25 protein-coding genes and 5 pseudogenes are annotated in these 25,335 nt (G+C 57.2%); 12 read left to right on the top strand and 18 right to left on the bottom strand.

What is annotated here, in order from left to right; all coding sequences use genetic code 11:
• Window positions 1-7: 7 nt before the first annotated feature.
• From AC1DIJ_RS15740 to AC1DIJ_RS15725, 4 genes are all read right to left on the bottom strand, one after another.
• Window positions 8-937 (bottom strand): ABC transporter ATP-binding protein, encoded by a 930-nt coding sequence (locus AC1DIJ_RS15740; RefSeq protein ID WP_112389249.1) that lies wholly within the window; start codon window positions 935-937, stop codon window positions 8-10.
• A complete protein-coding gene (locus AC1DIJ_RS15735) occupies window positions 934-1,575 on the bottom strand; it encodes an ABC transporter permease (RefSeq protein WP_112389526.1) in 642 nt (213 codons plus the stop codon). Before AC1DIJ_RS15735 ends, AC1DIJ_RS15740 begins: the two co-directional genes overlap by 4 nt.
• Before the next feature lie 8 nt (window positions 1,576-1,583).
• Entirely contained in the window at window positions 1,584-2,201 is a 618-nt protein-coding gene (locus AC1DIJ_RS15730) for an ABC transporter permease (protein WP_112389250.1), read from the bottom strand.
• A gap of 93 nt (window positions 2,202-2,294) precedes the next feature.
• Complete coding sequence (locus AC1DIJ_RS15725) at window positions 2,295-3,176, bottom strand: glycine betaine ABC transporter substrate-binding protein (protein WP_112389251.1); 882 nt, start codon at window positions 3,174-3,176, stop codon at window positions 2,295-2,297.
• 501 nt (window positions 3,177-3,677) lie between these two features.
• Between AC1DIJ_RS15725 and AC1DIJ_RS15720 the strand changes: the two genes are divergently transcribed.
• From AC1DIJ_RS15720 to AC1DIJ_RS15700, 5 genes and pseudogenes are all read left to right on the top strand, one after another.
• On the top strand, window positions 3,678-4,007 hold the full coding sequence (locus AC1DIJ_RS15720) for a hypothetical protein (RefSeq protein ID WP_112389252.1): 330 nt from the start codon (window positions 3,678-3,680) through the stop codon (window positions 4,005-4,007).
• 61 nt (window positions 4,008-4,068) lie between these two features.
• Window positions 4,069-4,891, top strand: a pseudogene (gene nadE, locus AC1DIJ_RS15715) (ammonia-dependent NAD(+) synthetase).
• A gap of 832 nt (window positions 4,892-5,723) precedes the next feature.
• On the top strand, window positions 5,724-5,915 hold the full coding sequence (locus tag AC1DIJ_RS15710; protein ID WP_112389254.1) for an XRE family transcriptional regulator: 192 nt from the start codon (window positions 5,724-5,726) through the stop codon (window positions 5,913-5,915).
• A 68-nt stretch (window positions 5,916-5,983) separates the two neighbouring features.
• A complete protein-coding gene (locus AC1DIJ_RS15705) occupies window positions 5,984-6,226 on the top strand; it encodes a hypothetical protein (RefSeq protein WP_112389255.1) in 243 nt (80 codons plus the stop codon).
• A gap of 134 nt (window positions 6,227-6,360) precedes the next feature.
• On the top strand, window positions 6,361-6,612 hold the full coding sequence (locus AC1DIJ_RS15700; RefSeq protein WP_162706026.1) for a hypothetical protein: 252 nt from the start codon (window positions 6,361-6,363) through the stop codon (window positions 6,610-6,612).
• A gap of 124 nt (window positions 6,613-6,736) precedes the next feature.
• Here the strand turns inward: AC1DIJ_RS15700 and AC1DIJ_RS15695 are convergent, their stop codons facing one another.
• The 5 genes from AC1DIJ_RS15695 to AC1DIJ_RS15675 all read right to left on the bottom strand — a co-directional run bounded on the left by AC1DIJ_RS15695 (window position 6,737) and on the right by AC1DIJ_RS15675 (window position 9,979).
• Complete coding sequence (locus AC1DIJ_RS15695) at window positions 6,737-7,843, bottom strand: Fic family protein (RefSeq protein WP_112446146.1); 1,107 nt, start codon at window positions 7,841-7,843, stop codon at window positions 6,737-6,739.
• Window positions 7,844-8,327: 484 nt separating this feature from the next.
• Window positions 8,328-8,708 carry a DUF6481 family protein gene (locus tag AC1DIJ_RS15690; RefSeq protein ID WP_112389258.1) on the bottom strand — a complete coding sequence of 127 codons (381 nt, stop codon included), beginning with the start codon at window positions 8,706-8,708 and terminating at the stop codon, window positions 8,328-8,330.
• Between the two features lie 31 nt (window positions 8,709-8,739).
• Entirely contained in the window at window positions 8,740-8,964 is a 225-nt protein-coding gene (locus AC1DIJ_RS15685; RefSeq protein ID WP_112389259.1) for a hypothetical protein, read from the bottom strand.
• A gap of 124 nt (window positions 8,965-9,088) precedes the next feature.
• Window positions 9,089-9,298, bottom strand: coding sequence for a cold-shock protein (locus tag AC1DIJ_RS15680; protein ID WP_037135461.1), 210 nt, complete (start codon window positions 9,296-9,298; stop codon window positions 9,089-9,091).
• Window positions 9,299-9,736: 438 nt separating this feature from the next.
• Window positions 9,737-9,979, bottom strand: a complete 243-nt coding sequence (locus AC1DIJ_RS15675) for a DUF982 domain-containing protein (protein ID WP_162698826.1) — start codon at window positions 9,977-9,979, stop codon at window positions 9,737-9,739.
• Window positions 9,980-10,441: 462 nt separating this feature from the next.
• Here AC1DIJ_RS15675 and AC1DIJ_RS15670 point away from each other — a divergent pair, with 462 nt between their 5' ends.
• Window positions 10,442-10,672 (top strand): hypothetical protein, encoded by a 231-nt coding sequence (locus tag AC1DIJ_RS15670; RefSeq protein WP_112389261.1) that lies wholly within the window; start codon window positions 10,442-10,444, stop codon window positions 10,670-10,672.
• 294 nt (window positions 10,673-10,966) lie between these two features.
• Window positions 10,967-11,194, top strand: coding sequence for a hypothetical protein (locus tag AC1DIJ_RS15665; protein ID WP_112389262.1), 228 nt, complete (start codon window positions 10,967-10,969; stop codon window positions 11,192-11,194).
• Window positions 11,195-11,657: 463 nt separating this feature from the next.
• Here the strand turns inward: AC1DIJ_RS15665 and AC1DIJ_RS15660 are convergent, their stop codons facing one another.
• The 4 genes from AC1DIJ_RS15660 to AC1DIJ_RS15645 all read right to left on the bottom strand — a co-directional run bounded on the left by AC1DIJ_RS15660 (window position 11,658) and on the right by AC1DIJ_RS15645 (window position 14,658).
• A complete protein-coding gene (locus AC1DIJ_RS15660) occupies window positions 11,658-11,915 on the bottom strand; it encodes a GlsB/YeaQ/YmgE family stress response membrane protein (protein ID WP_112389527.1) in 258 nt (85 codons plus the stop codon).
• A gap of 341 nt (window positions 11,916-12,256) precedes the next feature.
• On the bottom strand, window positions 12,257-12,463 hold the full coding sequence (locus AC1DIJ_RS15655; RefSeq protein ID WP_112389263.1) for a hypothetical protein: 207 nt from the start codon (window positions 12,461-12,463) through the stop codon (window positions 12,257-12,259).
• Window position 12,464: 1 nt separating this feature from the next.
• Entirely contained in the window at window positions 12,465-12,665 is a 201-nt protein-coding gene (locus AC1DIJ_RS15650) for a hypothetical protein (protein WP_112389264.1), read from the bottom strand.
• A gap of 1,489 nt (window positions 12,666-14,154) precedes the next feature.
• Window positions 14,155-14,658, bottom strand: coding sequence for a DUF4142 domain-containing protein (locus AC1DIJ_RS15645; protein WP_112389265.1), 504 nt, complete (start codon window positions 14,656-14,658; stop codon window positions 14,155-14,157).
• A 631-nt stretch (window positions 14,659-15,289) separates the two neighbouring features.
• Here AC1DIJ_RS15645 and AC1DIJ_RS15640 point away from each other — a divergent pair.
• A complete protein-coding gene (locus AC1DIJ_RS15640; protein WP_112389266.1) occupies window positions 15,290-16,015 on the top strand; it encodes a Crp/Fnr family transcriptional regulator in 726 nt (241 codons plus the stop codon).
• Window positions 16,016-16,187: 172 nt separating this feature from the next.
• Here the strand turns inward: AC1DIJ_RS15640 and AC1DIJ_RS15635 are convergent, their stop codons facing one another.
• From AC1DIJ_RS15635 to AC1DIJ_RS15615, 5 genes and pseudogenes are all read right to left on the bottom strand, one after another.
• Complete coding sequence (locus AC1DIJ_RS15635) at window positions 16,188-16,403, bottom strand: hypothetical protein (protein ID WP_112389267.1); 216 nt, start codon at window positions 16,401-16,403, stop codon at window positions 16,188-16,190.
• Window positions 16,404-17,269: 866 nt separating this feature from the next.
• Window positions 17,270-18,295, bottom strand: a complete 1,026-nt coding sequence (locus AC1DIJ_RS15630; RefSeq protein ID WP_112389268.1) for an ATP-dependent DNA ligase — start codon at window positions 18,293-18,295, stop codon at window positions 17,270-17,272.
• 50 nt (window positions 18,296-18,345) lie between these two features.
• Window positions 18,346-19,242: a DUF72 domain-containing protein gene (locus tag AC1DIJ_RS15625; protein WP_310295319.1), complete on the bottom strand. Its 897-nt coding sequence runs from the start codon at window positions 19,240-19,242 to the stop codon at window positions 18,346-18,348.
• Between the two features lie 48 nt (window positions 19,243-19,290).
• Entirely contained in the window at window positions 19,291-19,704 is a 414-nt protein-coding gene (locus AC1DIJ_RS15620; RefSeq protein ID WP_112389269.1) for a CBS domain-containing protein, read from the bottom strand.
• A 350-nt stretch (window positions 19,705-20,054) separates the two neighbouring features.
• A pseudogene (locus tag AC1DIJ_RS15615) lies at window positions 20,055-20,201 on the bottom strand (type II toxin-antitoxin system HipA family toxin); the annotation flags it as partial.
• 722 nt (window positions 20,202-20,923) lie between these two features.
• Here AC1DIJ_RS15615 and AC1DIJ_RS15610 point away from each other — a divergent pair.
• The 4 genes and pseudogenes from AC1DIJ_RS15610 to AC1DIJ_RS15595 form a co-directional block, all read left to right on the top strand.
• A pseudogene (locus AC1DIJ_RS15610) lies at window positions 20,924-21,976 on the top strand (sensor histidine kinase).
• A 66-nt stretch (window positions 21,977-22,042) separates the two neighbouring features.
• Window positions 22,043-22,467 (top strand): annotated as a pseudogene (locus AC1DIJ_RS15605) (response regulator).
• Between the two features lie 48 nt (window positions 22,468-22,515).
• Complete coding sequence (locus AC1DIJ_RS15600) at window positions 22,516-23,622, top strand: AI-2E family transporter (RefSeq protein ID WP_112389271.1); 1,107 nt, start codon at window positions 22,516-22,518, stop codon at window positions 23,620-23,622.
• A 454-nt stretch (window positions 23,623-24,076) separates the two neighbouring features.
• Window positions 24,077-25,233 (top strand): annotated as a pseudogene (locus tag AC1DIJ_RS15595) (methyl-accepting chemotaxis protein); the annotation flags it as partial.
• Between the last annotated feature and the right edge of the window lie 102 nt (window positions 25,234-25,335).

Raw genomic sequence — 25,335 nt, 5'->3', positions numbered from 1 at the left:
TCCATTTTCAAATCGAAAAGATCGCATCACGCGTCAGTCTCCCGATGACCTCGTCACCGTCGACGACCGCCAGCTGGTCGCAATCTGCTGCAACCATGAGCGACAGGGCTTCGCGCAGGTTGGCGTTACTTGGAACACTGGGGGCCGTCATCGGTGACGGTCCCGCCGTCATCGCGTCTTCAACTGAAAAGAGACTGAGACGTTTGATCGCCCTGTCGATGCCCACGAAACTCGATACGAAAGCGTTTGCCGGGCGCGAGAGGATAGCGTCCGGCGTATCGTATTGGACGATCTTGCCCGACTTCATGATGGCGATACGATCACCCAGTCGAATCGCCTCGTCGAGATCGTGGGTCACGAGCACCACGGTCTTGCGAACGCGTTTCAGGATTTGGCGAAACTCGTCCTGGAGGCGTGTGCGGGCGATTGGATCGATCGCTCCAAAGGGCTCGTCCATGAGCAGCACGGATGGATCGGCCGCAAGAGCGCGGGCAACGCCGATGCGCTGCCGCTGGCCGCCCGAAAGCTGACGCGGATAACGCTTCAGCATTTCGCCCGGATCGAGCCCTACCAGATCGAGTAACTCATCGACGCGCTTGGCGGTTCGGGCTTGTTCCCACCCGAGTAGGTTCGGAACTGCGGCGACGTTCTCGCCAATCGTCATGTGGGGAAAAAGCCCGACGTTCTGGATGACGTAACCGATATGCCGGCGCAGTTTCACGGGATCAGCCTCCGTGACGTTTTCGCCGTTTACGAAAATCCGTCCTTCCGTCGGCTCGATCAGGCGGTTGATCATCCGCATCGTCGTCGTCTTGCCGCAACCGGACGGGCCGATCAACGCGACTGTCGAGCCCTCGGGCACGTCGAGCGTCAGGTTCTCGACCGACGGCGCAGTGCTTTCGCCGTAGCGCTTGGTGACGTTCTCCATGCGGATCATACGGCAGCTCTCTCTGAAAAAAGCAGTTTCTCGACGCGCCCCAGCACGAATTCGGTCGTCAGCGCGAGTATGGCGATCGGCACAGCGCCGACCAGAAGACGGGACATGTCCATCACGCCGATGCCGGTAGCGATAAAATCGCCGAGCCCGCCACCGCCGATGAAAGGAGCAAGCGTCGCACCTGCCAGAACCTGGACGGCAGCGGTGCGGGCACCGGCAAACATCGCGGGCGCGGCGAGCGGGATGCGGATCTTTCGCAATAGCTGGCTGCGGCTCATTCCCATGCCGATTGCAGCTTCGACCGCGTCCGCGTCGACGTCGCGAAGGCCAACAAAGGAGTTCAGGAGGATAGGTGGCAGCGCGAGCACGGTGAGAGCCACGATTGACGGCATGAGCCCAATGCCCAGAAGCGGCAGCATGATCGCTAGGATCGCCAGGCTCGGGACCGTCCTCAAGCCGTTGATGACATTGATCACGGCGAACGCCAGTCGGCCATAGGTCACGATCAGTACCGCGAGCGGCAACGCAATCACCAGCGCGATGGCAAGTGAAATGCCCGACATCAGGAGGTGCTGCCCAAGGGCGCGGAAAAACTCCGTCTGATGGTCGACAATCCAGAAGAAGGCCGTGCTCAGCATCGCCAACCTCACTGCCAGCCGACGAGCCGCTTTTCAGCGCGCGTCAGAAGGAAATCGAAGATGATCGCGAGAAGCGCCGTCAGAATGCCACCGACAAAAATTTTCTCGGGATACTCCTGGTCGATGCCGATCAGGATGATGGTTCCAAGCCCGCCACCGTCGATGAACGCCGCAACCGTGGCAATTCCTATTACCGTGACAAGCGCGATGCGCGTCCCTGATATGATCAGCGGCATCGCAAGCGGCAGCTCGACCCGAAAAAGCCTCTGCCAGCGGCCGTAGCCCATGCCGTCTGCAGCCTCAAGCACGTCGGCCGGAACGCCGCGAATGCCTGTAACGACGTTTCGCAGGAGGATCAGCAGACAGTAGGAGGACAACCCGATAAGCGCCGGCTCCATGCCAAGCCCGACGAATGGGATCAAGAGTGCAAACAGCGCAAGGCTTGGAATAACGAAGATGATATTCGTCACGGTCAGTGCAAAGGCGTAGAGCCTTGGACGCCTCGCGCAAGCAATTCCGAGCACAAGCGCAATCACCATGCCGATCAGCACCGACGTGATCGACAGGAGAAGGTGCTGCCAGACGGCAAGCGCTATCTCGGGAATGTGCTTGGGTGCCCAGTTCAAATGGAAACGATCCTGCCTGCTGTCACGCCGATACGGCCAAGAGGAGAACTTGGCCGCATTTTGCTTCCGGGGGAATGAAAACCTTCACGGTAATCAGATGCCCTGCGACTTCAAGAATTCCGCGGCGACGTCTGCCGGTTCTTCCTTGTCGCGGTCGACCTTGGCGTTGAGACCACGCATCGTGTCATTGTTGAGCAGCGGGCTGATCTTGTTCAGTACCTCGGCAATCTTGGGGTTCTTAGCGAGAGCGTCCTGCCGGACGACAGGCACGAGATAGTAAGGCGGGAAGAGGTTCTTGTCGTCGTCAAGGATGACGAGCTTGTTATCTGAGATCTGCCAATCCGTCGCGAAACCGTAGGAGACATCGAGGTCCTTGCTGGTCAAGGCGCTGTAACGAATTCCGAGCTTTGCGAATATCTTGAACTCCTTGAATTCGATACCGTAGGTCTGCTTCAAGCCCGGCAGACCGTCCTTGCGTTCGCTGAACCCGCCCTCTGCGCCGAAGGTCAGGTCCTTGGAAACAGGGCCGAGGTCGCTCAAGGTCTTGAGCTTGTACTTCTCGGCCGTCTCCGGCAGCGTAATAATCGCGTAGCCGTTATTGATCTTTGTCGGCTCGAGAAGCGTCAGCTTCAGGTTCTTCTCGTAGTAGCCCTTGACGTCGGAATAGATCTTCTCGGCGGAGCCCGACAGGTCGCCCTTGACGACTGCCGCGAGAGCGGTGCCGGTATATTCCGGATAGAGATCGATTTCGCCGTTGGTCAAAGCGGTGTGCGCAACAAGCGTCGCGCCAAGATTCAGATGACGATCCACTTCAACGCCCGCCTTCTCCAAAGCCTGGGCATAGATTTCAGCGACGACGAACTGCTCGGTAAAATTCTTGCTGCCGATCTTAACCGCATCGGCATGGGCCGGTGCGATGGCTGCGACGGCAACGAAAAGGCCCGCAATCATCGCTGCCAAGGTCTTCGAAATCATTGCATTCCCCTCTTCGTTGACTTCACCAAGTGTTTTAAAAGCTCTGAATGACTTCGGCGCGCAAACGCGTGCCAATTTCTGCCTATCTAGGAGAAAATTGCCTTTGGGCCAGAGCTCGGCTTTCATCCGCGGTGACCGACCCGTGGGGGTTCAAATTTGGTTTTGCCGGCAGAATTGCTTCGCAAAAATCATGATATGGTAGAATCGACTACATCTTGCGTTTTGATGACGGGTGGACGGACTCGGCGGCGGCCATCTTCATGAAAGCCTACTCCCATAAGGAGTCTCGCTGTAGCCCATTCGTCGCTAGGACAATTTTATGACTGCACACTAGACGCTCCGCTGGTCCAACTAGCGAATGCAACACTAATCGAGGTGATTTCGAGACAGTGACCGGTCGGATTTGTCGTCTCATTGTGCCCGAAGGACTGCCTACCCGGTTCTGCGTCTGATCCCTTATTCCAACACATACAAATAACCAATCACTTAGGGACTGAACCTATGCTCTCCAACGATCAGAAGCTTTCTTTCGCAGAGCTCTTCACGAGCCGCCGTCCGACGACCGAAGGCGAGGCAGATGCCTATCTTGAGGTGGAAAGCTTTCAGATGTTCGCCCCCCTTCATGACGGTAGCCATTTGGCCCGGCTTGCCTTGTCCAGTACAGAGACCATGGACATCGCGGTCAATCCGATCTGTGCACTTCGACTAGCGGCGACCCTTCTTGATCAGCTTGCCAAGTCAGGAGACTTTGTCGTCGATCTTTCGATTTACGATGCCGAGACGGGAGATCAGTTGGCACGTGTTCGCCCTTCAGGCTCCGTCATTTCGTGAGCTTTGCCACATGTGAGACACGTCCACTTGAGAAGTTTCTATTTTGGGATGGAAGACAGACATGCTTCCTGTGCAAAAAGCGATAATCGGACGACTGGGCGTCTCCAGAGTATTCAGCCTGGATGCGGAAGCGGCAAAACGCATATCTTTCCTGGAGAGCTACATGAGGGCATCGGCATGCCGCGTTTATGTCCTGGGTATCAGTGGAGGCGTCGACTCCCTCACCGCCGGGTTGTTGGCACAGCGCGCAGTCACGAATCTCCGAGCTTCTAGCTACGATGCGCGGTTCGCCGCTCTGAGGCTGCCTTACGGCGACCAGGCAGACGAGGTCGACGCGCAACTGTCGTTGGATACCATCAAACCCGACAGGATCGTCACCATCGATGTCAAGCCGGCCGCCGACGCTATGATGGCGGCCATATCAAAAGACGCAGGTGACCTTCTGGAGGTTGACCGCTTCCACTTCCATTTGGGGAACGTTAAAGCTCGCCAGCGCATGATCGCCCAGTACGCTCTAGCGGGTGCCACGCGCGGCCTCGTAATCGGCACCGCCCATGCAGCGGAAGCATTGATGGGCTTCTACACGAAGTTCGGAGACGGAGCGGCCGACATCCTACCCTTGTCGGGCCTCAACAAGCGTCGTGTTCGTGCCCTCGCCCAACATCTCGGCGCACCCGAGCAACTCGTGTTCAAAACCCCCCACGGCCGACCTAGAGAGCGATGCTCCGTTGAGGCCCGACGAAGATGCCTACGGTGTAACCTACGACGAGATCGACGATTTTCTGGAAGGCAAGGAAATCAAACAAAGCTCGCTGGACCGCATCGTGACGATGTATCGTGCGTCGGAACACAAACGCGCCCTGCCCGCTGCACCATCGGAGTAAGCGCTAGACGATGGCAGTCCAAGGGGGCCAATCGCTATTTCGGATAAAATTTGGCGGCCGTTGCGTGTCCCAAACGGTTTTGGCTGTAACAGGATCATTCGCGATCGCCGCCGTCTGAGCACTGACTGGCAATCGCGCCCACCCATGGAGCCCAGATAGATAGCGGCTCCGCGCCCATGGCGAAATCTAGGGATACCGGAGCACTCTCGTTCCGTTACGTTAGGCGACGACAGTGTCCGCTGTCAGTCGGCCGATGGCGACCTCCATTGACCGATCTCCTGATATTTACGGCCCTCTTCACCTTCCGTGAGAGGGCCTTTTTTTCGGCTATTGGCCTTCTCCGAAACCAAAGGGTCCGAGGGCGCTCGACCTTCAGGAAAGGGAGCGACCCTCTCACCCCGCGCGCAAGCCTCACGCATGCGCCGGCGGACGCGGCTTCGGAGGCTCGTGTGATGTGGGGTGGCCGATCTAAAATGGGGTCTTGGCGCTCCCTTCTCAAGACCGTGACGTGACGCGTCCGTTACAGGACAAAGCGTGTTGATGCGTTTGAAGGAGCGGCCACACCTTCCCATATGGACGAAATCCCCAAAGGAAAAATTATCATGGTGAGCAGGATCAGAAAGACACTGACTGTGGAACAACGGGCGGCAGCTTTCGAACATACCAACAAGATTGCTACGGACTTCGCCGACGAAGAGCGCCGGCTTCGCCACGAAAAGAGCGAGCGTCTACGCCGGATAAGGCTCGCTGGGAACCAAAATCCGACCTCGAAATAGTTCGGCGGAACCAGAATTCTGCTTCGCCGTTAAATGCGGCGAGAAGGAGCATTGAAATGGATCAGATTTCGCACATACCGCAGTCGACAGCTGCCAGCCTCAAGGCGTCTCGTATAGCCAAAAACTACAGCTTGGAGGACCTCGCGATCGCCACTGGACTGACCGTATCCGAGATTTCAGTCGCCGAGGATGAGCTGGGCACAGCTCCATCATCTCATGTTGAGCGCATCAAACACGCGTTGGCATGAACTTATGACGCCAACTCGATTGGCGCTCTCCGCCCCACACCCTTATGGGACACCCAAGGGGAAGTCTTATGCCCGGCACTTTTTCTTCCATCAGCGTATTCGCATTCGACCTCGATGACCGCGGCCAGGCCGTACAGGCTTGGGAGACTGTTGTTGACGCCTCCGACACTGAAGGGATCGAGGAGGCGAAACAGATGGCGTCCAGCCACGCTGGCGTCCTTGTCGTTCGTCGTGATGGAAATCCGGTCGTCGGCGAAGAAGGCGACCCGGTTGTCGTGTATCGCTCCGGAAAGACGGACGGTTTCGACTGACGGTCTACGGCCGCTGCTCTTGAGGGCAACGACACCTTCGTACTCAATGTCATGAAAAGGCAGCCATATTGGACCAAACTGGGGAACCGTCGATGGGGATTGCCGATAGGCAGTCTCGAACCATGGAGAATAAGATGGCACAGGAAACTACTCTCGGAAATCCAATCCCTGTCGGAGTTATCAGCTCTGGCGCTGATGACACCCAGCCTGCACTTCCCGCTCCTAGAGGACTGGAGGGCCTTGCTTGGCCGGAGTTTTTGGCCGCCGACACACTGTGGCTCACGCCGTTGAAAATCGGCCTCGCGACGACGCTGGCCGCGACGGCATTTGCCCTCAACCCGTTCTTCGCTTTCAATGTCGGTGATTCCGATGAAATCGCACCATGAGCTGTGGCGGGCAGGAATGGATGGTATCTGGGCAGGAGGCCGTATCCTCGCGACCTTCGAGCGGAATCGAATAATCGTTCACCAAGATAATAACGTTGTTGGAGTTCATTAGACTAGCTGCAATTTATTTCCGCAATGACAGCGAGTACCGGGTATGCCGACGTTCGCCGGTACGCGTCAGCGCACCGATCTCCACGAGCTGCTGAAGATCGCGTGTTGCTGTAGCGCGGGATGTAGCTGTGATCGAGATGTAGTTTTCGGCACTTAGCCCCCCCTTGAAGCCTGCCGTGCCTTCCTTGAAGATGCGCGCGACTACCTTTTCCTGGCGCTCGTTGAGCCGGCCCCGGAAACGATCATAGAACTGTGCTTTCTGAATGAAGAAATCGATGCGCTCAAGCGTCGCCCGTTGAGCATCCAGGATCGTTTTCGAGAAGAAAATGATCCAGTCTGTGATATCAAGTTTGCGTTGGTGCCGCTCAAGCTCTGAGTAGTAGGCCTTCCGGCTCTTCTCGATTGTGAAGGCGAGTGAAATGAGGCTTGGCTGCCCTATGTTTTGCGCCAGGGATTTCTCGGCGAGCGCGCGCCCAATTCGGCCGTTGCCATCCTCGAATGGATGTATGCTTTCAAAGTAAAGATGGCCTACTGCTGCGCGCGTCAAAGCTTGAAGCGACATGTGGCCATCTGGCCCGGATTGATTGAACCATGCGATGAAGGTCTCCATCTCAGTGGTAACCTGGCGGGACGGGGGAGCCTCGAAGTGGATTGTGGGCTTCTCGAATGGACCTGACACGATCTGCATGGCGTCTTCATGCTTGCGATAAGCGCCAACCGTTTCAATATATCGATTTCCGGCCATCAGCATTGAATGCCACTGGAACAGTCCCTCACGACGCAGCGGCCTACGCCAACTTCGATAGACATCCGCCATCATCTCGGCGATCCCCCGCTCTTGTGGGCGGATCTGTCTGCCATCAGTGTCTAGCCCGAACTGCCGACGGAGCGATGACTGAACACTCGCGCGGTCCAGAAATTCCCCCTCAATCTCTGAGGTCTTGACCGCTTCGTCGCTCAGCAACTCAATGCGAAGTTGGTTGCTGTCGTCATCGTTGAAATGTCGAACAGCACCGATAACCTCGCCGGCGGATTGCAAGAATTTCTGCTCCAATGGTACCAGGCTTGCGGTATCGTACCTGAAGTTTGGCCAATCGGGGTTCTGCCAGTTCCATTTCATGAGTTATAGCCGCCTTCTCTATAACTCATAATTATTGCCATAGGTGAGTTATTGCAAGCCTATCTATGCCTCAGCACAAAAATCTGCAGCGCCCCATTCAAGAGCCAGCGATCGACAGGTAACCACTTGCCCTAAACATATTTTGTCAACGGGCGCCCCTATTTCCGCTTGGTGTCGACAGAAACGGAATGAGCATGACAAAACACGACCCGTCATCACGTCAGTGAAAAAGTTCGGAATTCTGCGAGCTTCGCATCGCCCCAATCACATCAAGGCGAGTGTTGGTGAATATACGGCCATCTCTGGCCAGATTGATCACCTACCGGAAATCGCCCCCGCTTCTGAATGGCCGTATCGACTGGACGATGTTCATTCAGGCCTGTGGGATCGAAGCAGGGTTGACGGCAGAACTGAAAAAGTAGCTCCGGCCAGGCCCAGATGCAATCATCCACGGACCATCCAATAAAAGGTGGGTCCCTGGATACTAAGCATGCCGGGCCTTGCGGGCGGCATAACGTCTGTCGCGCTCGGCTTTGCGAGCGGCCTCATCTTGAACAACCCGTGATATCCGGGCATTCTCTGCCGCCTGTCGCGCCTCGATCTCTGCCGCAGCTGCTGCCTCGATCGCCGCCTGTTCTTGAGCCGCAAGGGTCTCGACCCGGGTAAGCTCCTCATGCTTTAGCCGATCCCGTTCCGCACGGCGCGCCTCGCGCGCTTCAACAAGAGAGATGCGCTCGGCCTGTCTGGCGGCCTGTGACGGCTCAGCCGCCGTCTTTGCAGCTCGGTAGCTCGTGAGAAGAGCTGTCTTGGCGTCCGCAGCAGCGGAGCGTCGGTCGGTAAGTTCGTTGTTTCTGGCGTGTCTCAAATTTTTATCCTGATAGTTGTCGTTGGGATGATCAGCCGGCCTTGGCTCGTTTGGCAAGCAGCGCAGATGTTGCAGATATCCGGTCGGCTTGCTCCTTGGCGAGGCGCGCTTCGCGCAGCCTGAACGTCTTGGCATCGCGCGCCTGGGCCACGGATTCAAGCTCTTCCGCCGCATTGTTCTTGGCGAAGAACTCCGTCTGAAGATGGCCGAAGGCGGTCTCGGCCTGCTGGCGAGATTTACTATATGTCTCTGTCATTGAATGTCCTCGATGTCAGCTATGACGCCAAAACGAAAAAGGCCAGGCGAATTGCCTGGCCTCAAACTGATAGTTGCCTCCGGCGATGCCAGTACATCCGTGGTCAAAGGGAAGCAGATATCTATTAAGCGTTCTGCAGATTGCAGGCCGACATCTTGCCCGACTTGTTGTCGCGCTCGAGTTCAAAGCCGATCTTCTGGCCTTCGACCAGCTCACGCATTCCTGCGCGTTCGACGGCAGAGATGTGGACAAAAGCGTCAGCGCCGCCATTGTCAGGCTGGATGAAGCCGAAGCCCTTGGTTGAATTGAACCATTTTACTGTGCCAGTGGTCATGATGAACCCTTTCAAAGCATAGAGTGAGGAACCGCGAAGCTTATGCCACGCAGACGAAAACCGACTATTTTTGAAAGGGAAGTTCGCTTAAAACGCGGTGCCAATCGCGCGGTAGACAAAGCTCGGCAAGCAAAAGATCGATAAGCTACCTTATACGACAGGGGAGCGGGTTCGTCAACGGTTAGTTTTCGAGGACCGTGCTATTCGTCTTCTGGTTGAGCTCTCGCGCGCAAGACCCACGCCTAGTCGGGCGATAGACCGACGTTCCTCTTCTTAGCAGTTCCTTCAGATTTCGTTCAGCTTTTCCTTCTTCAAGGTCCAGAGTTATACGCCAGTGTGCATCATGCAAAATGGTCGACGCTGTTTGGCCAGAAAATGAAAGATCGACCTTTGCCAAGCACTGCAATGCTCTTAATCGTGCTGCAGTGTGAAAACTGGTCAGACAAATGGGATCGAGGCTTCCAGTGAGGCTGCAACGAAGGCCTGCCGGGAGAGCTCCAGATCCCCCTCCGTCTCAAGCGCGGCGTGACACCGGTTTATGGCGCGTTCGAAAAACCAGCCGCCCCCTGCCGGCCACTCCCGTAGCGACCGTAAGGCATCTGCCGGGCCGTATATCAATCGCGCTGCCCCGTCACCGAGGCCAAGTTGGACGGGCCGCGCCCAAGATAAGACTTGCTGCATTGCACAATTCCTTTCTGTCAAGAACATTCCGGCCGGGCGAATGTTCCGTGAACGGCTTCCAGTTAGATGAAGGGTGGTGCTTCCTGGACGGAAGCAAATCCGTTTTCGGTATGACGAAGGCTTGCTCTGATCACCGCGACGACGTTTGAGCCAAGTTCGAAATCTCAGTTGATGCCCTGGTTCGCACAGCCCGAGAACTCATCGGTAGCGCTTGCGACGGAAAATCCGGATACCCGGTTGAATGACCAATTTCTCTCCGGGAACTTAACGACAGGCGGAAGGTTTGGGTACCTGTGAAGGTCTGCCGATTTGCAGGACAAGCGCATCGGAAGCGTTCAGAAGAATCTACGCGCACGCGCACAGCAGACTAAGGAAGATGGCGCGTAAACGCGTTATCCCGCACTGTATGCGGACGTCAGGTCGCTCTGTCAGAGGCCGCAATAAGCACGAAAGGTATATCCTATGACGAAGACAATAATACCGCCGGAGACTGATGACGCCCGAGCTTTTGACAGCGCGGATGCCGACCGGCGCCGCGAGAAGCTTGGGAAGGAGGCTGGAAAGGGTCTGCGCATAGCCATGCCAGACAAGCGCGACCGGGACACGGAAAAGATCAAGACACCTGTCGAAACCGCTGCTTCCTCCGCGATCGGCACGCCAGCCGAGGGAATGGTCGAAGATGGGGAGGGGTAATCTCCCAACAGTGCCGGGTCCCAGTCGTCAGGAGGGTGCCGGCGATGACAGAAAGCCATCATGGGCTTGCTGGTAAAGCCTATCGGAAAAGAGGATGGAGGGATACCGATAGTGACAAGTGAGCCGGATGGGAGATCAGAAGCGAGAGCTTCCCGACCGTTGAAAGTCGAAGCGCTGTTACAAATCCTGACTCATTGAGTCCATCGATGACCAACCTTTTGAACTCAGTCTACAAATGCGCCAGTGCTTAATACTGCACTCTGGATTTTCCCAAAACCCACGAAGGAGCGGAAAATGCCCAACCGATCTGCGTTCGAAGTAGCAGGACAAAACATAACCGAGGACCAGCGCAATATAGCCGCTGAGGCCGAAATCGCCGAGGGTTTAATTCGCGGCGAAACTACCGCGATCGCTCGTGCCGACCTCTTAAAATGGCGGCAGTCTCTTCGATATCACTTGTTTGCGCGCGATCTAATGCAGGCAACCACCAAATCACAGCTTCGCCGGCCGCCTGAAACCTGATTGTCGCTGTCACGCAGGTTGAACCACCTGCCAACTGACCTTTTTAACACCACTCTAATTCTAGTGATGCAGGCCTGCTGTAGGTTTGTTTCAGCGTCGCTATCGCCGACTCTAAGTCTCGAACCACCGCTGGCGATTTCGTCCATTTACCTGGCTTCTTCGCCGACGGCATGGCCCCAGCAGATGATAGACGTCGTCTTCGGCTTCATAATTAATTTTAGCCAATGCAGCGCGCCAGATACCATGACTGGCGCCTTCGCATCGGGAATGACCTGGGCAACCTTTGCAATGACGAGATGGAGCGCTGTTGCTTTTCAGGCGGGAGCATCTCGACCGTTTTATCTGGTCCACCTCGCGTCAGGAAGATATTCGTCGAACCGCTCGTTTGCCGACCATGTCCGGAGACACGAGACCGAAAATACTTGAACTCCGTGACGGTATTGGGGGCCCCAGCGCGCTTTCCCTACGCGGTACGACGAAGCATGCGCGCGAGTGCGATCAGGATACAGGCGCCGATGAAGCCAGCTATCAGGTAACCAAGCCAGCCGCCTAGCGCGACACCGAAGAGCGACAGGAGAAAGTTGGCGACGATCGCGCCGACAATGCCCAGGATGACGTTCATCAGGACGCCCATGTTCGACTTCATGAACATCTCGGCGAGCCAGCCTGCGAGGCCGCCGATAATGATGGCCGCGATCCAGCCGATTTGTGCGTTTTCCATGTTGATCTCCGATGATTTCGAATGCCGCCGGCCGCGAAATTGCTGATCGGTCAGCACCGAAACACACGCAACCACCGTTTGTTCCGCCCGAGGGCGTTTCAGTCGCAGTGGGCCAGTCGTTTGCAGTGTCGACTCCGTCGCGCTACCTCGTTGCCATACCCGGAGTTCAAGTTTGAGGTGACCGGTCTGCGCGCTACCCGGAAAAGCACCGGGTTTGGAGAACGGCATGACAATCGCGCTCAAGGGCAAAGTCGTTTCGCCCGGTGACGCCACCGTGGTCGAACTCGGCGCCCGCCGTTGCTTCCGGTGAAAGTCGTCTGAGCCCCGAGGGTGACGTCTCGCTACCGGGTCTCGCCTTCGTTCATGTTGGCTGGATCATAGTTGATGTCCCAGTCCTTGACGGGCTTCTTACCTGGCGGCGTCTTATGCTCCGTCGCGTCTTCCGATCCGGTGACGACGGTTGGCTTGGCGCTGGCCACACCGGTTGCCTTTCGATTACCGACCGACTTCGCATATTGGCCGTTCGCATCCTTTTCAACRTCCGTCATCTCATTCGCCCTTCTGCTTGAGGCCGTGGGAAACTTTCTTGACCACTGGATTGGCATTGGTTTCCCCATTGGCATCTTCGGCGCGGTCCGGATCGTCCTTCGCGGGCATGTATCCTCGCGGCGTGTTTTCCTGTGGGCCCTCCCAACGAGGAGACTGGTCGGTGGTGCCTGGCGCACCGTCTTTCGGCTTATTCATTCCCATGATGCTTACTCCTTCTGCGAGGCTAACCTTCATCGCGAACGGATGTTCCGCTCTCGCACCTACGTCGGACTTTCTAAAAGAATGGCCAGACCACGATTTCTTTCCGAAGCGACGGCGGAGATGGAACCTCAGCTCTTGGGCGGACTTCCTGAGCAGACAGAAGAATGACGATGCCCGACCGAAAAATTCCCCAGCAGTGCAGTCTATTGAAATCGAACAGGCCGAAGAGCGCGACGCGTCTTGAAGGAATGGTTGAAGAGCCCCTCCGATCATCCGGGAGCGCCGTCACTCGGATCGCTTCTACGAGAGTCGCGATGCTCTTGGTGCGCTTCAACGAGATGTAGATCGCATGGCGGGCGGCCCTGCAACAGAGATGGCGTCCGGCGCGACATCTCCCGCCATGTCGGAGGCTCGCACGTTTGTGAAGAGCGTCGAGGACAAGATCCGCAAGAGGCCGATCGCAGCAGTCGCCGTCGTATCAGCCCTCGCGTTCGTGTTCGGTGCGGCGCCTAGAAGCGGCTCGCATCACAGCGAACGGATGTTATTCATGCGGCCGGGACCTGCCTCAGGGCTTTATAGAGGAGGCAGCGATGGCGGACGATCTACAGCTGGCGCGGCGCACGTGGTTTAAGACGCTCAAATTCGTGCGCTCCCGCAGGAGATCGTCTCGCTCCGGGTGGATCGTAGATCGCGGCCTTTCCCTGTAATACTGCTGGGAAGGACCAAGCTCGTGCCACTGTCAGCAAGTTCTGCGCGCTCGCGCGACGACGGCGTCGCATAAGCCGCGCGTGGTCGACGGCGAGGAGCCACAGCGGCGGTCGGTGACGGCGGCGACCGCCGCTATTTCTTCCGGCTGAGGAATGTCGACACTTCGAGCGCTGGTGTCGGCGCTTGAAAAACGGGCGGCATCTTCTGTAGACCCCAGACCGCCACTACACCGTCGTTGGCGGGATACTTTGGCGAAGGGCAAAACTTCGTCTCCTAGAGAAAGAACGGAAACGCTTTATGTCAGAGCTGATCTCGGCGCGCAGCGCAGTGAAGGTAGCCGCAGGCGTGGACGAGCGGGTGCGAGCCGCGCGGAAGGCCGTGGACGCGGCGAAGATAGTCGTGGAGAGCGCGGGCCAGGGGTGATGGACCGACGGAGCGCTGGATCTCAAGTGGCATCTGGCGCGCACGACTGAGTATGCGGACTAGTACTCGAAACAGCATATCAGTGGCTGTTAGACGAACAAAAAGTGGTCGTCGAAGGTCTCTGCGCGTTTATTCGAGGGGGGTCTCCGCCCTCATCGTCGTCGGTGGTCGCTCGCTTAGCCTTGGCAGGCTCAGCGGGTCCACTTTTGAAGACATCATTTGAAGGCCTTCTCTTGCATTTTTTGCTAAGTCGTCTGGGCGCTTGTTAGATTCCGGGGTATCCGACGATCTGGTATCGTCGGTTTCCCGGTTCGCGGTCTTTTCGGTCACGATGCCTTTTTTGGTGAGGCTCGGCCCTTTATTTGGAGGTAAGGCCTTGGACGCGAACGAGATGCATCCGCAGATCGGGCAAAATCTTTCCCGCGGTGTTCTTAAGCTGTCCATCCGGACCAGATTTTGAGTATTGTTCGAAGAGTTTGACGGCGTCCTGATGGGCCGTAAGCTGAGTCGAGAGATAGGCCTGATCGAGATTTGCACTGTCGGCAGACGCCAGGGCATCCACCTTCTTTTTGCTGTCGGCATCGATCGAGGTGGGGACGGTTACGCCGTCGGCCTTCGCGGCGGCTTCCAACTCCGGGCCGGCCTTCCCGTGGTCCTTGAGCATGTCCGCAGCAAACTGCTTTGCGGGGCCGTCCTTGCCTTTTGCGGCTTCGACTTTCGCAGCCTCGATTTCGAACATGTTGGCGGAGGCTGCTTTCGTGGCGAACTCCTGAGCTGCCTGCTTCGGTCGTTCAGCCGCGAGGCAGGCCGTGCCTGCGAGGGTTGCTGCAATCGTGATGGGTGCGATCTTCGAGATATTCATGGTGCTTTACACTCCGTTGCGCTCCTAAACCTCCAGTAGAGAGCGATGTTCCCGCCGCCAGGCATTCTTTGGTCTGCGCCCCCGGCCATTAGAAAAAGGGCCGGTACCTTGAAGTTTTGAAGGTTTATCGTGGAACCAGAGGATGGAGGAGCTTGCTGCCCTAGCCTCCCGGCCCGGCAGGCGGGCCTCACCGCGCGCCGAGACCCAGCGAACGTTGGATGCCTCCGTTAATATCCGAAAATCGATTTTGTAGGGGCCGAAGAGCGCTCTGGTCGCAACGAACGCGGCGCGCACGGGGGTCGCGGTTTGCCGGATGAATCTTTTCAAACAAATGCACGAACGTCAGCTCCCCGTTTCCTATAGCCGGCACCCCTTTTCATCCATCACCAGCGTGTCGTCGTTGACGTCTCACGTCCACAGCGCGACTCCCGCGGCTTTGGCGCCGCGAAGCTGAGAGAGTTCGGTTCGTTACTGTTTGTTACGGACACTCTTCTTGTGGGAGTACGCCTTCATGGGAGTGGCACGAACGTAAAGAAAACACCTTTTGCGCGTACCGTTGAATATCGGTTGCTGACGTCTGGCGCGACCGGCTGGGAGACCGTTTTGCTCTTGCCTCATCAGGAAGAGCGATATGCAAAATCCCAACTCGTCCCCTTATCGAAACAACCTGCTGATCCGAATGAACCCAGAAGACTTGGCGCGCATAGCGCCGCACCTTCAGTTCCTGGATCTGCCCCGGAGCCTGGCCCTCGCCGAACCTGGTAAAGCGGGGGACTTCACGTATTTTCCCGAGAGTGGGATCGGATCTGTCGTCGTTCCATCAACGACCGAACCAGAAGCCGAAATCGGTCTGTTTGGTCGGGAGGGCCTGACACCTGCCGCCGGCGTCTCCGGTGTTCTTTCCAGTCCGTACCACGTCTTCATGCAAGTCCCGGGCGCCGGACACCGTATCGAGAACGTGCGCCTCCAAGCAGCAATGGCCGAAAGCGTCACCCTGCGGAATCTCCTCACCCGCTATCTGCATTCGGCGTCCATACAGGTCGCCTATACGGCCTTCTCCAACGCCACCCAGCATATTGAGGCGCGTCTGGCCCGATGGCTGCTGATGTGCCACGACCGATCCGAGGGCGACGATATCGAACTGACCCACGAGTTCATCGGCATCATGCTGGCGGTGCGCAGACAGAGTGTGACGACGACTATCCATATTCTCGAAGGCAAACGCCTGATCACGGCCTCCAGAGCGTCCATAACCATTCGCGACAGAGCCGGTCTGAAAATGCTTGCGGGGGACGCCTATGGTATACCGGAGCGCGACTACGAGGCGAATGTGGGCGGCCTCGTGACGAAGGAGTGAGCGCGTCAGCCTCGATTAGACTTCGTTTCCGTTGACGTCCGGCTAGAAACAGCTCTATCGGCCTCCTGTTGTCGTCTGAAGATGCGTGCGACGATCATGATAACCTCCGTCGTGGACGTTCCCTTTTCCATTTCGGCCCTGATACGGGCCATAACGAGCCGGTGATTGTCGGTCATGCTCTGACACCCGTCATCGCCATGCCTATCGCCTTGACAATGTCGGCCGAAATCGACGGCTTCGAGAGCCAATATCCCCTTGCGAAAGCCGGTTCCTCTTCCACTAGGGAATGGTCGTCGCCCGAGTGGACGACGAAGGGTATTTTGCTCTCGGCCAGCAGCCACACCTCGGCGTTGCAGAAGCAATCGCGAAGACCGGGATCGATGATCACGACGACCGGTGCCCTTGGCCAGCCAGGTGGCGGCGTCGCCGGACGACAATATGTTCCGCACGACATTAACCGGCCTCGTTGAGGACGTCTTCGACGTCGAGCGCAATCGTTGGCTCGTCCCTCAAGCAGCAGGACGGTGCCTGCGCTGCACTGCAACTGCTGATGCATCGATTAAACTGACTGGCACACGGTGCCTGCTGGGAAACGTTCGCACGACGCATGGGACGCCGTCGTTAAGTCAGCATTCAACCGCCTCGGTGCACCCCATCGGTGCGGGGAGGCAAGCTCGAAAGACCGCTTTCGATCTTCTCTCGGCCACCGGAGGATGCTCGATCAAATGCACGGTACCGGACATTGCTTTGAATGTCACTGACAATCGGTCGAGCAACCACCCTGCTAGCGTCCTGCGCCGCCGTGGAGGACGTTCACCTTACGACGACCGTCGTCGTATTGGCGAAGGCCCAGGAGCGCCACACCGCGAGCTTGGCATCTTGTTAAGAGCCGCGTTCGTGTCGCGTGTCCCACGACAGCAATCAGTACGGGAAACACCATCCACCGACCGATTAGATCTTAGAAAGCCGGGCTGGAATATGGGGCTGCATGCGCCCCCCGGTACAATAGGGTGCGCCCCTCTTCTTTCGCATTCTGGGATTGACGCCGCGCCGCAATCAGCTGATGGCTGCCTCCGGAGGCTTCCTGCTCCCGGTTCCTATTCGGCTGGCTGCAAGGGGCGCTCGTGCTCCCCTTCCGGGCTGCTGTTTGGCTTCCCAAATTCGAGCGTGTGTTTTCTGATTTTGTCGATAGCTATCGCCTGTTCTCTGTAATGAGGGCTTAGTTCGCCTGTCCATCTCGGCAAACACTACGATTCACTGGCCAATCTGGCGGAAGTCACATTGAGACGGGCTCTTGTCCGGCCGCCACCGCAAGAACTTGGTGCCATGTCGGAAACGATGTCCCGTCACCTGGTCAAAGCGCACTTCGACAACAAGCTCCGGTTTCAGCGGCTGCCAGTCGGATGAACGCTCGGTGCTCCACCGACTCGGTCCGCCGGGTGCCTTACCCGTGAATCCCGGCGGCTCGCGCAATGCCTCCAGCCGCCTTGTCAGTTCTGGCTTCTCTGCATCCAAAATGGCTGACGTGAAGCCCACGTGGTCGAGCTCGCCATTATCATTGTAAAGTCCGAGCAGAAGCGAACCCACTAGGTGACTATCATTCCCGTAGCGAAATCCACCGACCACACAGTCGGCGGTACGCACTCGCTTGACTTTTACCATTGCCCGTTCACCAGGGCGATAGGGCTCATCCAGCCGTTTGCAAACAACGCCATCGGTGTCGCCGCCGGATCCTGAAAGCCAGCTCGCAGCTTCCTCACGATTGCGCGTGAACGGGGATACCACGAACTGACGGGGATTAGTGGGGATTGTCTTGCCAAACTCTTCCAGCCGAGCTCGGCGATCGGCAAGATGCTGATCGAGAAGCAGTACGCCGTCTTTGCCCATGAGCATATCAAAGGCCACAAGCCGCGCTGGCGTCTCGTTAGAAAGCTTGCGAATTCTGCTTTCGGCTGGATGAAGGCGCGCCTGGAGAGCGTCAAAGGACAACCTCCCGTCGATCTCAACGACCAACTCGCCGTCTATGACGAAGCGGTCAACCGGGAGACTGGCCAGGAAGGCGATCAGTTCCGGAAAATAGCGCCCCAGCGGTTTTCCAGACTTTGATCGAAGGTCGACACGGCCGCCACTCCTGAACGCGATGCACCTGAAACCATCCCATTTCGGCTCGAACTGCCAACCCATACCAGTTGGCAGGGCCTCCGCAGACTTGGCCTCCATCGCTTCAATCTCGACCGACATGCCGAGGTTGGCCCGTTTTTCCGCCGACTGTCTTGCCATCACGCCACAACTTTCATCGCTTCACCGTTTGTTGCATCGAAATGTCAAACTTACAGGGCGAGACTGAGCATCTCTGCTAGTCTCTTGGCATTTTTGATTGAATGACCGTCACGATCGTTGTTGAAATACGCCCATATCGTTTTCGCTCCGCTCCTGCTTATGCGCTCGGCCCAAACCATGAGCTCATCGTCAGAATAGTCGTGGCGATACCATTGTTCGATCCCGTGGAACCGAATGTAGATATCATCGGCGGTACATACGAGTTCGTCAGGCAACCGAGGACCGCTGCAAGAGCAAAAGATTGCCCCCGCTGCCTTGAAGGCGTTGAAAACCTCTTGGTTCCACCAGCTTTTGTGACGAAACTCGACGACATTCCTGTGGCGTGAATCAAGCTGCGCCAGAATGGACTGCAGCATGTCCGGATTGTAATGGACGCTCGGCGGCAGCTGAAACAGAAAGCATCCCATCTGCGGGCCGAGAAGATCGGCGATATAGCCGAAATCCTCAATCAGGGTCTTAGTCTTCTCAAACCGCTCGATGTGGGTGATCAGCTCGCAGACCTTGATGGTGTAGACGAAGCCCGGCCCGGCTTGGCGGATCCAGGTCTTGACCGAACTGATGGTCGGCCAGGAATAGAACGGCGCGTTGAGCTCGACTGTCGCGAAATGCTCTTGATAGATCGAGAAATATTGGCCCGGCGAAACATCCGAGGGATAGAAATTCCCTTTCCAATGCCAGTAGTACCACCCGGAGCAGCCGATATGGACGCGACCTAGGAGGCGATCCTCGGGCATTGGTTTGCCAGTCGGAGGAGCGGCAATCCGCACCTGATGCATCTTGGCGGCGCGATTGATGTTGGCCTCGCGCTGCTTCAGCCGCCGTTCAGCGCGTCGCACGCGTCGTGCCGCGATTTCCTCCGCGGTTCGATCCTCGACCCCAGCCGTCATCACGGTTGGCTCGCAGAGGCGTCGGTAGTTTCGCGCAGAGCAAGGACATCATTCATCTTGTGAGATTTCCTCAAGCGCTTCAGTCGCCAAATTGCCCTGATGCTCTATCGCTATGTCGCCGAGTGAGATGATGCCGGAAAGCTCGCCCTCACTGTTGAACACGACGAGCCGGCGCATCTGTAATTCGGCCATTCTCCTCGCAGCCTCAGCAATGTCGTCATCCTCAAGGCAGCTTTCGACCCCCTGCGTCATAACTTCGGAGACAGGCGTGAAACCATCCTTGCGCTCAGCGATGACGCGTATGACGATATCGCGATCAGTGATCATCCCAATGACGAGGTCATCTTCAATCACCGGAATGGCGCCGCTATCTATCTCAGACATCATCCTTGCCACATCTTCGACGGTATCGGTCGGTTTGGCAGCGACCACCTGAGCAGTCATAAATTCTCGTACTTTCATCCAAAATCTCCTGTAGGTTGCGTTCTCGGTTCGCTGGCGATGCGTCGAGCCATTGGCGACAGTAATGCCCGCCGAAGCGGCTTGCGATCGCTCTGTTACTTTGAGTTATTGTGGCTTTGTTCGCCCGCTTTTACGTGCTGCTCGTGCGAGCCACCCTGCTTGCCTGACGACGAGCTTGAGCTTTCCTTCGAGGACGCACTCTTGGCGCCACCAGACTTGCTACCGGCTTTGCTGCCGTGCGATCCCCTTGTCGATGCCATGATTTTATTTCCTCCATGAGAGATCGGATTGATCTCGGAGCACTAACCCGGGCAAGAGCACAGTGTTCCTTCGGGCTGAAAGTCACCACACGGTGTGCGACGATCGGAATAGACAAGCGACCAGATCTTCAAGTGAATGTCGCCATTGCCGGTCAGCGTGCTGAAGACCAGGCGGCGGATGAACTCGGCCACATCAGCCGTGCCCGTCTCGATTCCCAGAACACGACTGATCATTCGGGCGCTGTAGGCCGACGTCGTTCTTGTCAGCCGTAAAGCGTGCAACGACGAGGAACTGCAGAAACGCGTCATGGATGGCGCTTTGTTCGATACGCCGACGCCGGTCATCATCAACCGCGGAAGGCGGCCGCTCTCGCCCAATTACAAATCGATAGTGCTGGCATATCGGCGCCTGGCTCTCCTCCATTCACCCGCTTTCGCGAGAGCGGATCGACCATCGTGACGGTGACGCGAGACATGATCGAGCCGAGCAGCATGCCAATATTCATGGCGCACTGAGGGGACGCCGTGGATAGCGGCTGATGCAATCGTCGGTGATAGACTGCTGCAGGTTCTGCACGACTGGACGCGGCATTTCCTGGCTTGTGCCTCCACTACCCGCAGAACGCTATCTCGGCACGAGCATGCAATCCTTCCTCAACTTCCGAGCGTTTAAAAGGGCTCGATGACGACAGCCCGAACGCGACGGCTGTCATGGTGCGTCCGGCCCGTTGTGTCAGCAAGGTCAAAACTAGCTGGATCGTCAAGAGCCTCCGGCTGCGATATCCCGGACGATCTTTGAACAGCCGCCTTATATAACCTGAAGTGTCAAATTAAGTGTGGTGCTGATCCACAGTGGACGTGCTACGCTATGCCAGAGCGTCCGTTTAGGTCTCCGTTGGCGGCGTTCCTGCCGAGTGATGGCTCGCTGAGCGAGTTTTCGGCCCCTGAGGGCCATTTCCATGTCAAGAGAACCGATTGCTCATTTTGAAGCGGCGAGCACGCTTGCCATAGTGGTCTCGTCGAACGAGCCGCTGCTTTTCCTGTCCGCAGACCAAAAGGTTATTGCAGCCAGTGCATCGTTCTGCCGGACCTTTGAGATCAATCCCGCGACAATTCCCGGCAGGGCGCTCAGTGAGCTCGGAGACGGCGAATGGGCAATGCCGAAGCTTGCCTCGCTGCTAAAGGCGACCGCCTCCGGCAGTGCCAGGATAGAAGCCTACGAGATCGACCTCAAACGGTTTGAGCGGAAGACACGACAGTTGATCGTCAATGCGCAGGTTCTGGACGACGGCAACAAGGACCATATCCGACTGCTGGTGGCGATCACCGACGTGGCCGATGCACGAGCCTAAGAGAAACAGAAAGACGACTTGGTCCGGGAGAAGGCAATCCTCGTTCAGGAAGTTCAGCACCGGGTGGCAAACAGTGTTCAGATTATCGCGAGCGTTCTCATGCAGAGTGCGCGTCGGGTGCAGTCAGAGGAAGCTCGTGGACATCTTCACAACGCCCATAACCGGGTTATGTCGATCGCAGCGGTGCAACGACAACTCTCAACATCATCTGTCGGCATCGTCGAGCTTCGCAGCTATTTCACGCAACTTGGCGAGAGCATTGGCGCTTCGATGATTGCCGATGAGGACCGGCTCTCTATCGCCGTCACCGTCGATGATAGCGCCGTTGAAGCTGACGTATCCGTCAGCCTGGGACTGATCGTCACGGAATTAGTGATTAATGCCCTGAAGCACGCCTTCCCGAAACAGGAGACGGGCAGGATTGTGATCGATTATCGCTCGGAGGCCAATGACTGGATCCTAACCGTCTCTGACAACGGCGTCGGCATGCCAGCAGGCAGCGCTACACCCAAGGCCGGCCTTGGCACTGGCATCGTCGAAGCGCTGGCAAGGAATTTGCAGAGCGAGATAAAGCTGTCTGATGCCAATCCCGGAACTGTCGTTACTATCAGTCACCGCGGCGGCGCCGACCGCCGAACCAGGATCCCGGCCGCGGCATAAAAACCGATCACTCACTGAACGCTAACCGCCCGGACTTTCCAGGCTCACACAGAAATCGAGTGGCATATGTTGAATGGCAAGGCAGTCGTGCTGGTGGTCGAAGACACCGCAATTCTTCGGATGGAAGCCGTCGACCTGGTGCAATCTGCAGGCTACGAGGCGCTTGAAGCAAACAGCGCCGACGAGGCAATTCGCATCCTGGAATCGAGAGCCGATATCGACCTGGTATTCACCGACGTGCAGATGCCGGGGACGATGGATGGTATCAAGCTATCCCACTACATCCGCAATCGATGGCCGCCGGTGAAGTTGATCGTGGTTTCCGGCATGGAGATCCTCGAAGAGAGTAGCCTTCCCGAGGGAAGCCGGTTTTCCCAAAGCCCTACACCAATCATGCTATAGCAGATGCAATGGCCCGCACGCTTCGAGTGACTCCAAGATTCCCAACGCATAAGGAGCCGCCTCACCTGCCGAAGCTGTCTTGTGCTTAATTCGTCTATGGCTGGTGAAAAAAGAAACTGGCGGGGAGCAACGCAGGCATGTCAATTCAGCGTACGAGCTTTTACGTTCTTCTGGCAGTTGTGACGATCGCGTTCATCTGGCTGCTCATTCCCTATTATAGCGCTGTCTTCTGGGCCGTCATCCTCGCAATCATTTTCTTTCCAGTGCATAAGCGGCTGGAGCATTTGTTAGGCGGCCGCCGCGGCATTGCCGCCCTGCTGACGGTGCTGATGTGCATATGCCTCGTGATCGTGCCTGCAATGATCATTCTAGGTTCACTTATCCAGGAAGGAACCAGCCTGTACCAACGTATCAGCAGCAACGAAATTGATCTCAACGGATCTCTGGTCCGGATCCAGAATGCCCTGCCGCCCTTTATAGACAACTGGCTGACCTCATTGAAGCTCGGCGGGTTTCCCGAATTGGGCACGAACATTTCGTCTGCCGCCGTACAGGCGAGCCGGTCGATCGGCGGCAGCGTGCTCAGCTTTGGTCAAAATACCCTGCAGTTGTTCATCAGCTTCGGCATCATGCTTTACCTGCTTTTCTTCCTGTTCAGAGATGGCGCTGACCTCAGCGGCAAAGTCCGGCATGCCATCCCGCTCAGCGACGATTACACGCGGCAGTTTCTCGACAAGTTTTCCGCAGTGGTGCGCGCTACCGTAAAGGGAAACGTCATCATAGCGATCATCCAGGGCACGATCGGCGGCGTGGCATTTTGGGCTCTTGGTGTAGAGGCTGCTCTGTTGTGGGGTGTGACGATGACGTTCCTATCGATGCTTCCTGCAATCGGAGCCGCACTTGTATGGGGTCCGGCTGCCATCTGGTTGGTCCTCACAGGTGCCTGGCTGAAAGCATCGATCCTGGTCCTCGTCGGCATCTTCGTTATCGGGCTGGTCGATAATCTGCTGCGCCCACCGTTGGTGGGAAAGGGAACGCGGCTGCCCGATTACGTGGTGCTGATCTCGACAGTCGGCGGCATCTCCCTCTTCGGTATCAACGGCTTCGTCATCGGCCCCTTGATCGCGGCTTTGTTCATCGCCGCATGGTCGATTTTCGCCGAACAGCGCAATGCTGACCGATCAATGGCAAAACTATTGAATGAGGGTTCACCGACCGCCCGGCACTTGGCACGACGAGAGTGATGAAGGCAGGTGATCGGACGAGCTTGCGAGCCTGTCCGATAGATCTGGCGGCGGTTCGCCTCCACGCTGACGCCCGGCAACTGGGACCAGTAATCACAATCCGCGGCGCCATCGCAGATCGAAAACATCGTCGTCACGATCGGCGACGCGCTGAACCGGGTTGCGTAAGAGCTTGATGCGGGCCGATGACCAGCCCGCACCACAGCCACACGACCGGAGAAAAGGTGATAGCACCTCCGCGCCGGTGCGCCGACTAAACCGGCCCGGCAAATGCCCGGCCCCGAAAAATTAGGCGGGGTCTTAGCTCGTTTCCTGCCGAGCAAGTTTGAGACGGCGGCCCTCGCCTCGTGCCCCAGATCGCCATCCGCCTACATGCTCGCCTTGGACGGTTAGAACCGGCGACCTTTGTTATCGATCAGGCGCATCAAATCCAAAATACTCGGCAATGGTCGTTGATGAGATCGGCTCCATGGCGGACGCGGTGGAAGTGTTTCGGCAGGCAGCAATTGAAAACACCAAGCTTCAGCGCGAAGCCCAGGCCTCGCGCGAGGAGGCGGAGCAAATGAGAATCTCCACTCAGGAGAAAGCCGAGCGGGAAGCAAGCGAGCGGCTGAAGATTGCCACTTCGGGTTTGGCGGCTGGCTTGGAACGAATGGCGTCGGGCGATCTGGCATTCCAGCTCCTAGAGCCATTTTCTCAAGAGTTCGAGGGCTTGCGCCAGGACTTTAACCAGTCGGTGTTACGTCTGGGCTCCGTGTTGGCCGCCGTCACCAACAGCGTGAACTCTATCGACGCTAGCACCCGCGAGATTTCTTTGGGCGCGCAGGATCTTTCGCGCCGAACCGAACAACAGGCGGCTTCGCTTGAAGAAACCGCAGCGGCTCTGGACGAGATTACGGCGAATGTGGCCGCATCGAGCAAGAGGACCGAGGAGGTACGTTCCTTTGCGACGCAGGCCAATGGAGGTGCGGTCGAGTCGGCGCAAGTTGTAGCTCAAGCGGAGGACGCGATGCAGCGCATAGAAGGCAGCTCTCAACAGATCTCTAACATTATTGGTGTGATCGATGAGATCGCGTTCCAGACAAATCTCCTGGCACTGAATGCGGGAGTGGAAGCGGCACGTGCTGGCGAAGCTGGTAAAGGCTTTGCGGTTGTCGCCCAAGAAGTTCGTGAACTGGCGCAAAGGTCGGCACAGGCGGCGAAAGAGATCAAGGGCCTCATTCGAAACTCAACCGACCAGGTCGGAAGTGGCGTCGTACTGGTGCGGGACGCTGGAGAGGCTCTCAAAAGCATCGGCAACTACATCGCCGAGATCAACGCACAGATGGACTCGGTGGCGACGTCTTCACGGGAGCAGAATATTGGTCTTGTGGAGGTGAATTCCGCTGTGAATCTCTTGGATCAGACAACACAGCAAAACGCCGCGATGGTTGAGCAATCGACTGCGGCTTCCAATGCCCTGGCCGCCGAGCGACGCGCCTCCGCGAATTGGTCGGTGCTTTTATTGTTCCCTCCGCGCCCACGTCCTCGAATGCGCACGAGCCCGAAAAGCATTTCCGTGCACATAACATCTCATACCTGACACGCGAGAATAGACGGCGGAATGCCTGAATCTCACTGCAACTCCGCCGTCGCCGGCGGAGTGTTCATTTGTGCGTGTCAGCAGTCTGCGTCTTATCAGGCCTCGGTCATCTTCGCCCTAACCTCGTATTC

The sequence above is a fragment of the Rhizobium sp. 10N427 genome (assembly GCF_056394605.1).
The sequence above is the reverse complement of the archived record's forward strand: the minus strand, read 5'-3'. Positions and strand labels throughout refer to the sequence as shown.

Coding starts and splice junctions, on each gene's coding strand:
- AC1DIJ_RS15740 (WP_112389249.1), bottom strand. CDS start 937: ATGATCCGCATGGAGAACGTCACCAAGCGCTACGGCGAAAGCACTGCG.
- AC1DIJ_RS15735 (WP_112389526.1), bottom strand. CDS start 1,575: ATGCTGAGCACGGCCTTCTTCTGGATTGTCGACCATCAGACGGAGTTT.
- AC1DIJ_RS15725 (WP_112389251.1), bottom strand. CDS start 3,176: ATGATTTCGAAGACCTTGGCAGCGATGATTGCGGGCCTTTTCGTTGCC.
- AC1DIJ_RS15720 (WP_112389252.1), top strand. CDS start 3,678: ATGCTCTCCAACGATCAGAAGCTTTCTTTCGCAGAGCTCTTCACGAGC.
- AC1DIJ_RS15710 (WP_112389254.1), top strand. CDS start 5,724: ATGGATCAGATTTCGCACATACCGCAGTCGACAGCTGCCAGCCTCAAG.
- AC1DIJ_RS15705 (WP_112389255.1), top strand. CDS start 5,984: ATGCCCGGCACTTTTTCTTCCATCAGCGTATTCGCATTCGACCTCGAT.
- AC1DIJ_RS15700 (WP_162706026.1), top strand. CDS start 6,361: ATGGCACAGGAAACTACTCTCGGAAATCCAATCCCTGTCGGAGTTATC.
- AC1DIJ_RS15695 (WP_112446146.1), bottom strand. CDS start 7,843: ATGAAATGGAACTGGCAGAACCCCGATTGGCCAAACTTCAGGTACGAT.
- AC1DIJ_RS15685 (WP_112389259.1), bottom strand. CDS start 8,964: ATGACAGAGACATATAGTAAATCTCGCCAGCAGGCCGAGACCGCCTTC.
- AC1DIJ_RS15680 (WP_037135461.1), bottom strand. CDS start 9,298: ATGACCACTGGCACAGTAAAATGGTTCAATTCAACCAAGGGCTTCGGC.
- AC1DIJ_RS15675 (WP_162698826.1), bottom strand. CDS start 9,979: ATGCAGCAAGTCTTATCTTGGGCGCGGCCCGTCCAACTTGGCCTCGGT.
- AC1DIJ_RS15670 (WP_112389261.1), top strand. CDS start 10,442: ATGACGAAGACAATAATACCGCCGGAGACTGATGACGCCCGAGCTTTT.
- AC1DIJ_RS15665 (WP_112389262.1), top strand. CDS start 10,967: ATGCCCAACCGATCTGCGTTCGAAGTAGCAGGACAAAACATAACCGAG.
- AC1DIJ_RS15660 (WP_112389527.1), bottom strand. CDS start 11,915: ATGGAAAACGCACAAATCGGCTGGATCGCGGCCATCATTATCGGCGGC.
- AC1DIJ_RS15650 (WP_112389264.1), bottom strand. CDS start 12,665: ATGGGAATGAATAAGCCGAAAGACGGTGCGCCAGGCACCACCGACCAG.
- AC1DIJ_RS15645 (WP_112389265.1), bottom strand. CDS start 14,658: ATGAATATCTCGAAGATCGCACCCATCACGATTGCAGCAACCCTCGCA.
- AC1DIJ_RS15640 (WP_112389266.1), top strand. CDS start 15,290: ATGCAAAATCCCAACTCGTCCCCTTATCGAAACAACCTGCTGATCCGA.
- AC1DIJ_RS15630 (WP_112389268.1), bottom strand. CDS start 18,295: ATGGCAAGACAGTCGGCGGAAAAACGGGCCAACCTCGGCATGTCGGTC.
- AC1DIJ_RS15625 (WP_310295319.1), bottom strand. CDS start 19,242: ATGACGGCTGGGGTCGAGGATCGAACCGCGGAGGAAATCGCGGCACGA.
- AC1DIJ_RS15620 (WP_112389269.1), bottom strand. CDS start 19,704: ATGAAAGTACGAGAATTTATGACTGCTCAGGTGGTCGCTGCCAAACCG.
- AC1DIJ_RS15600 (WP_112389271.1), top strand. CDS start 22,516: ATGTCAATTCAGCGTACGAGCTTTTACGTTCTTCTGGCAGTTGTGACG.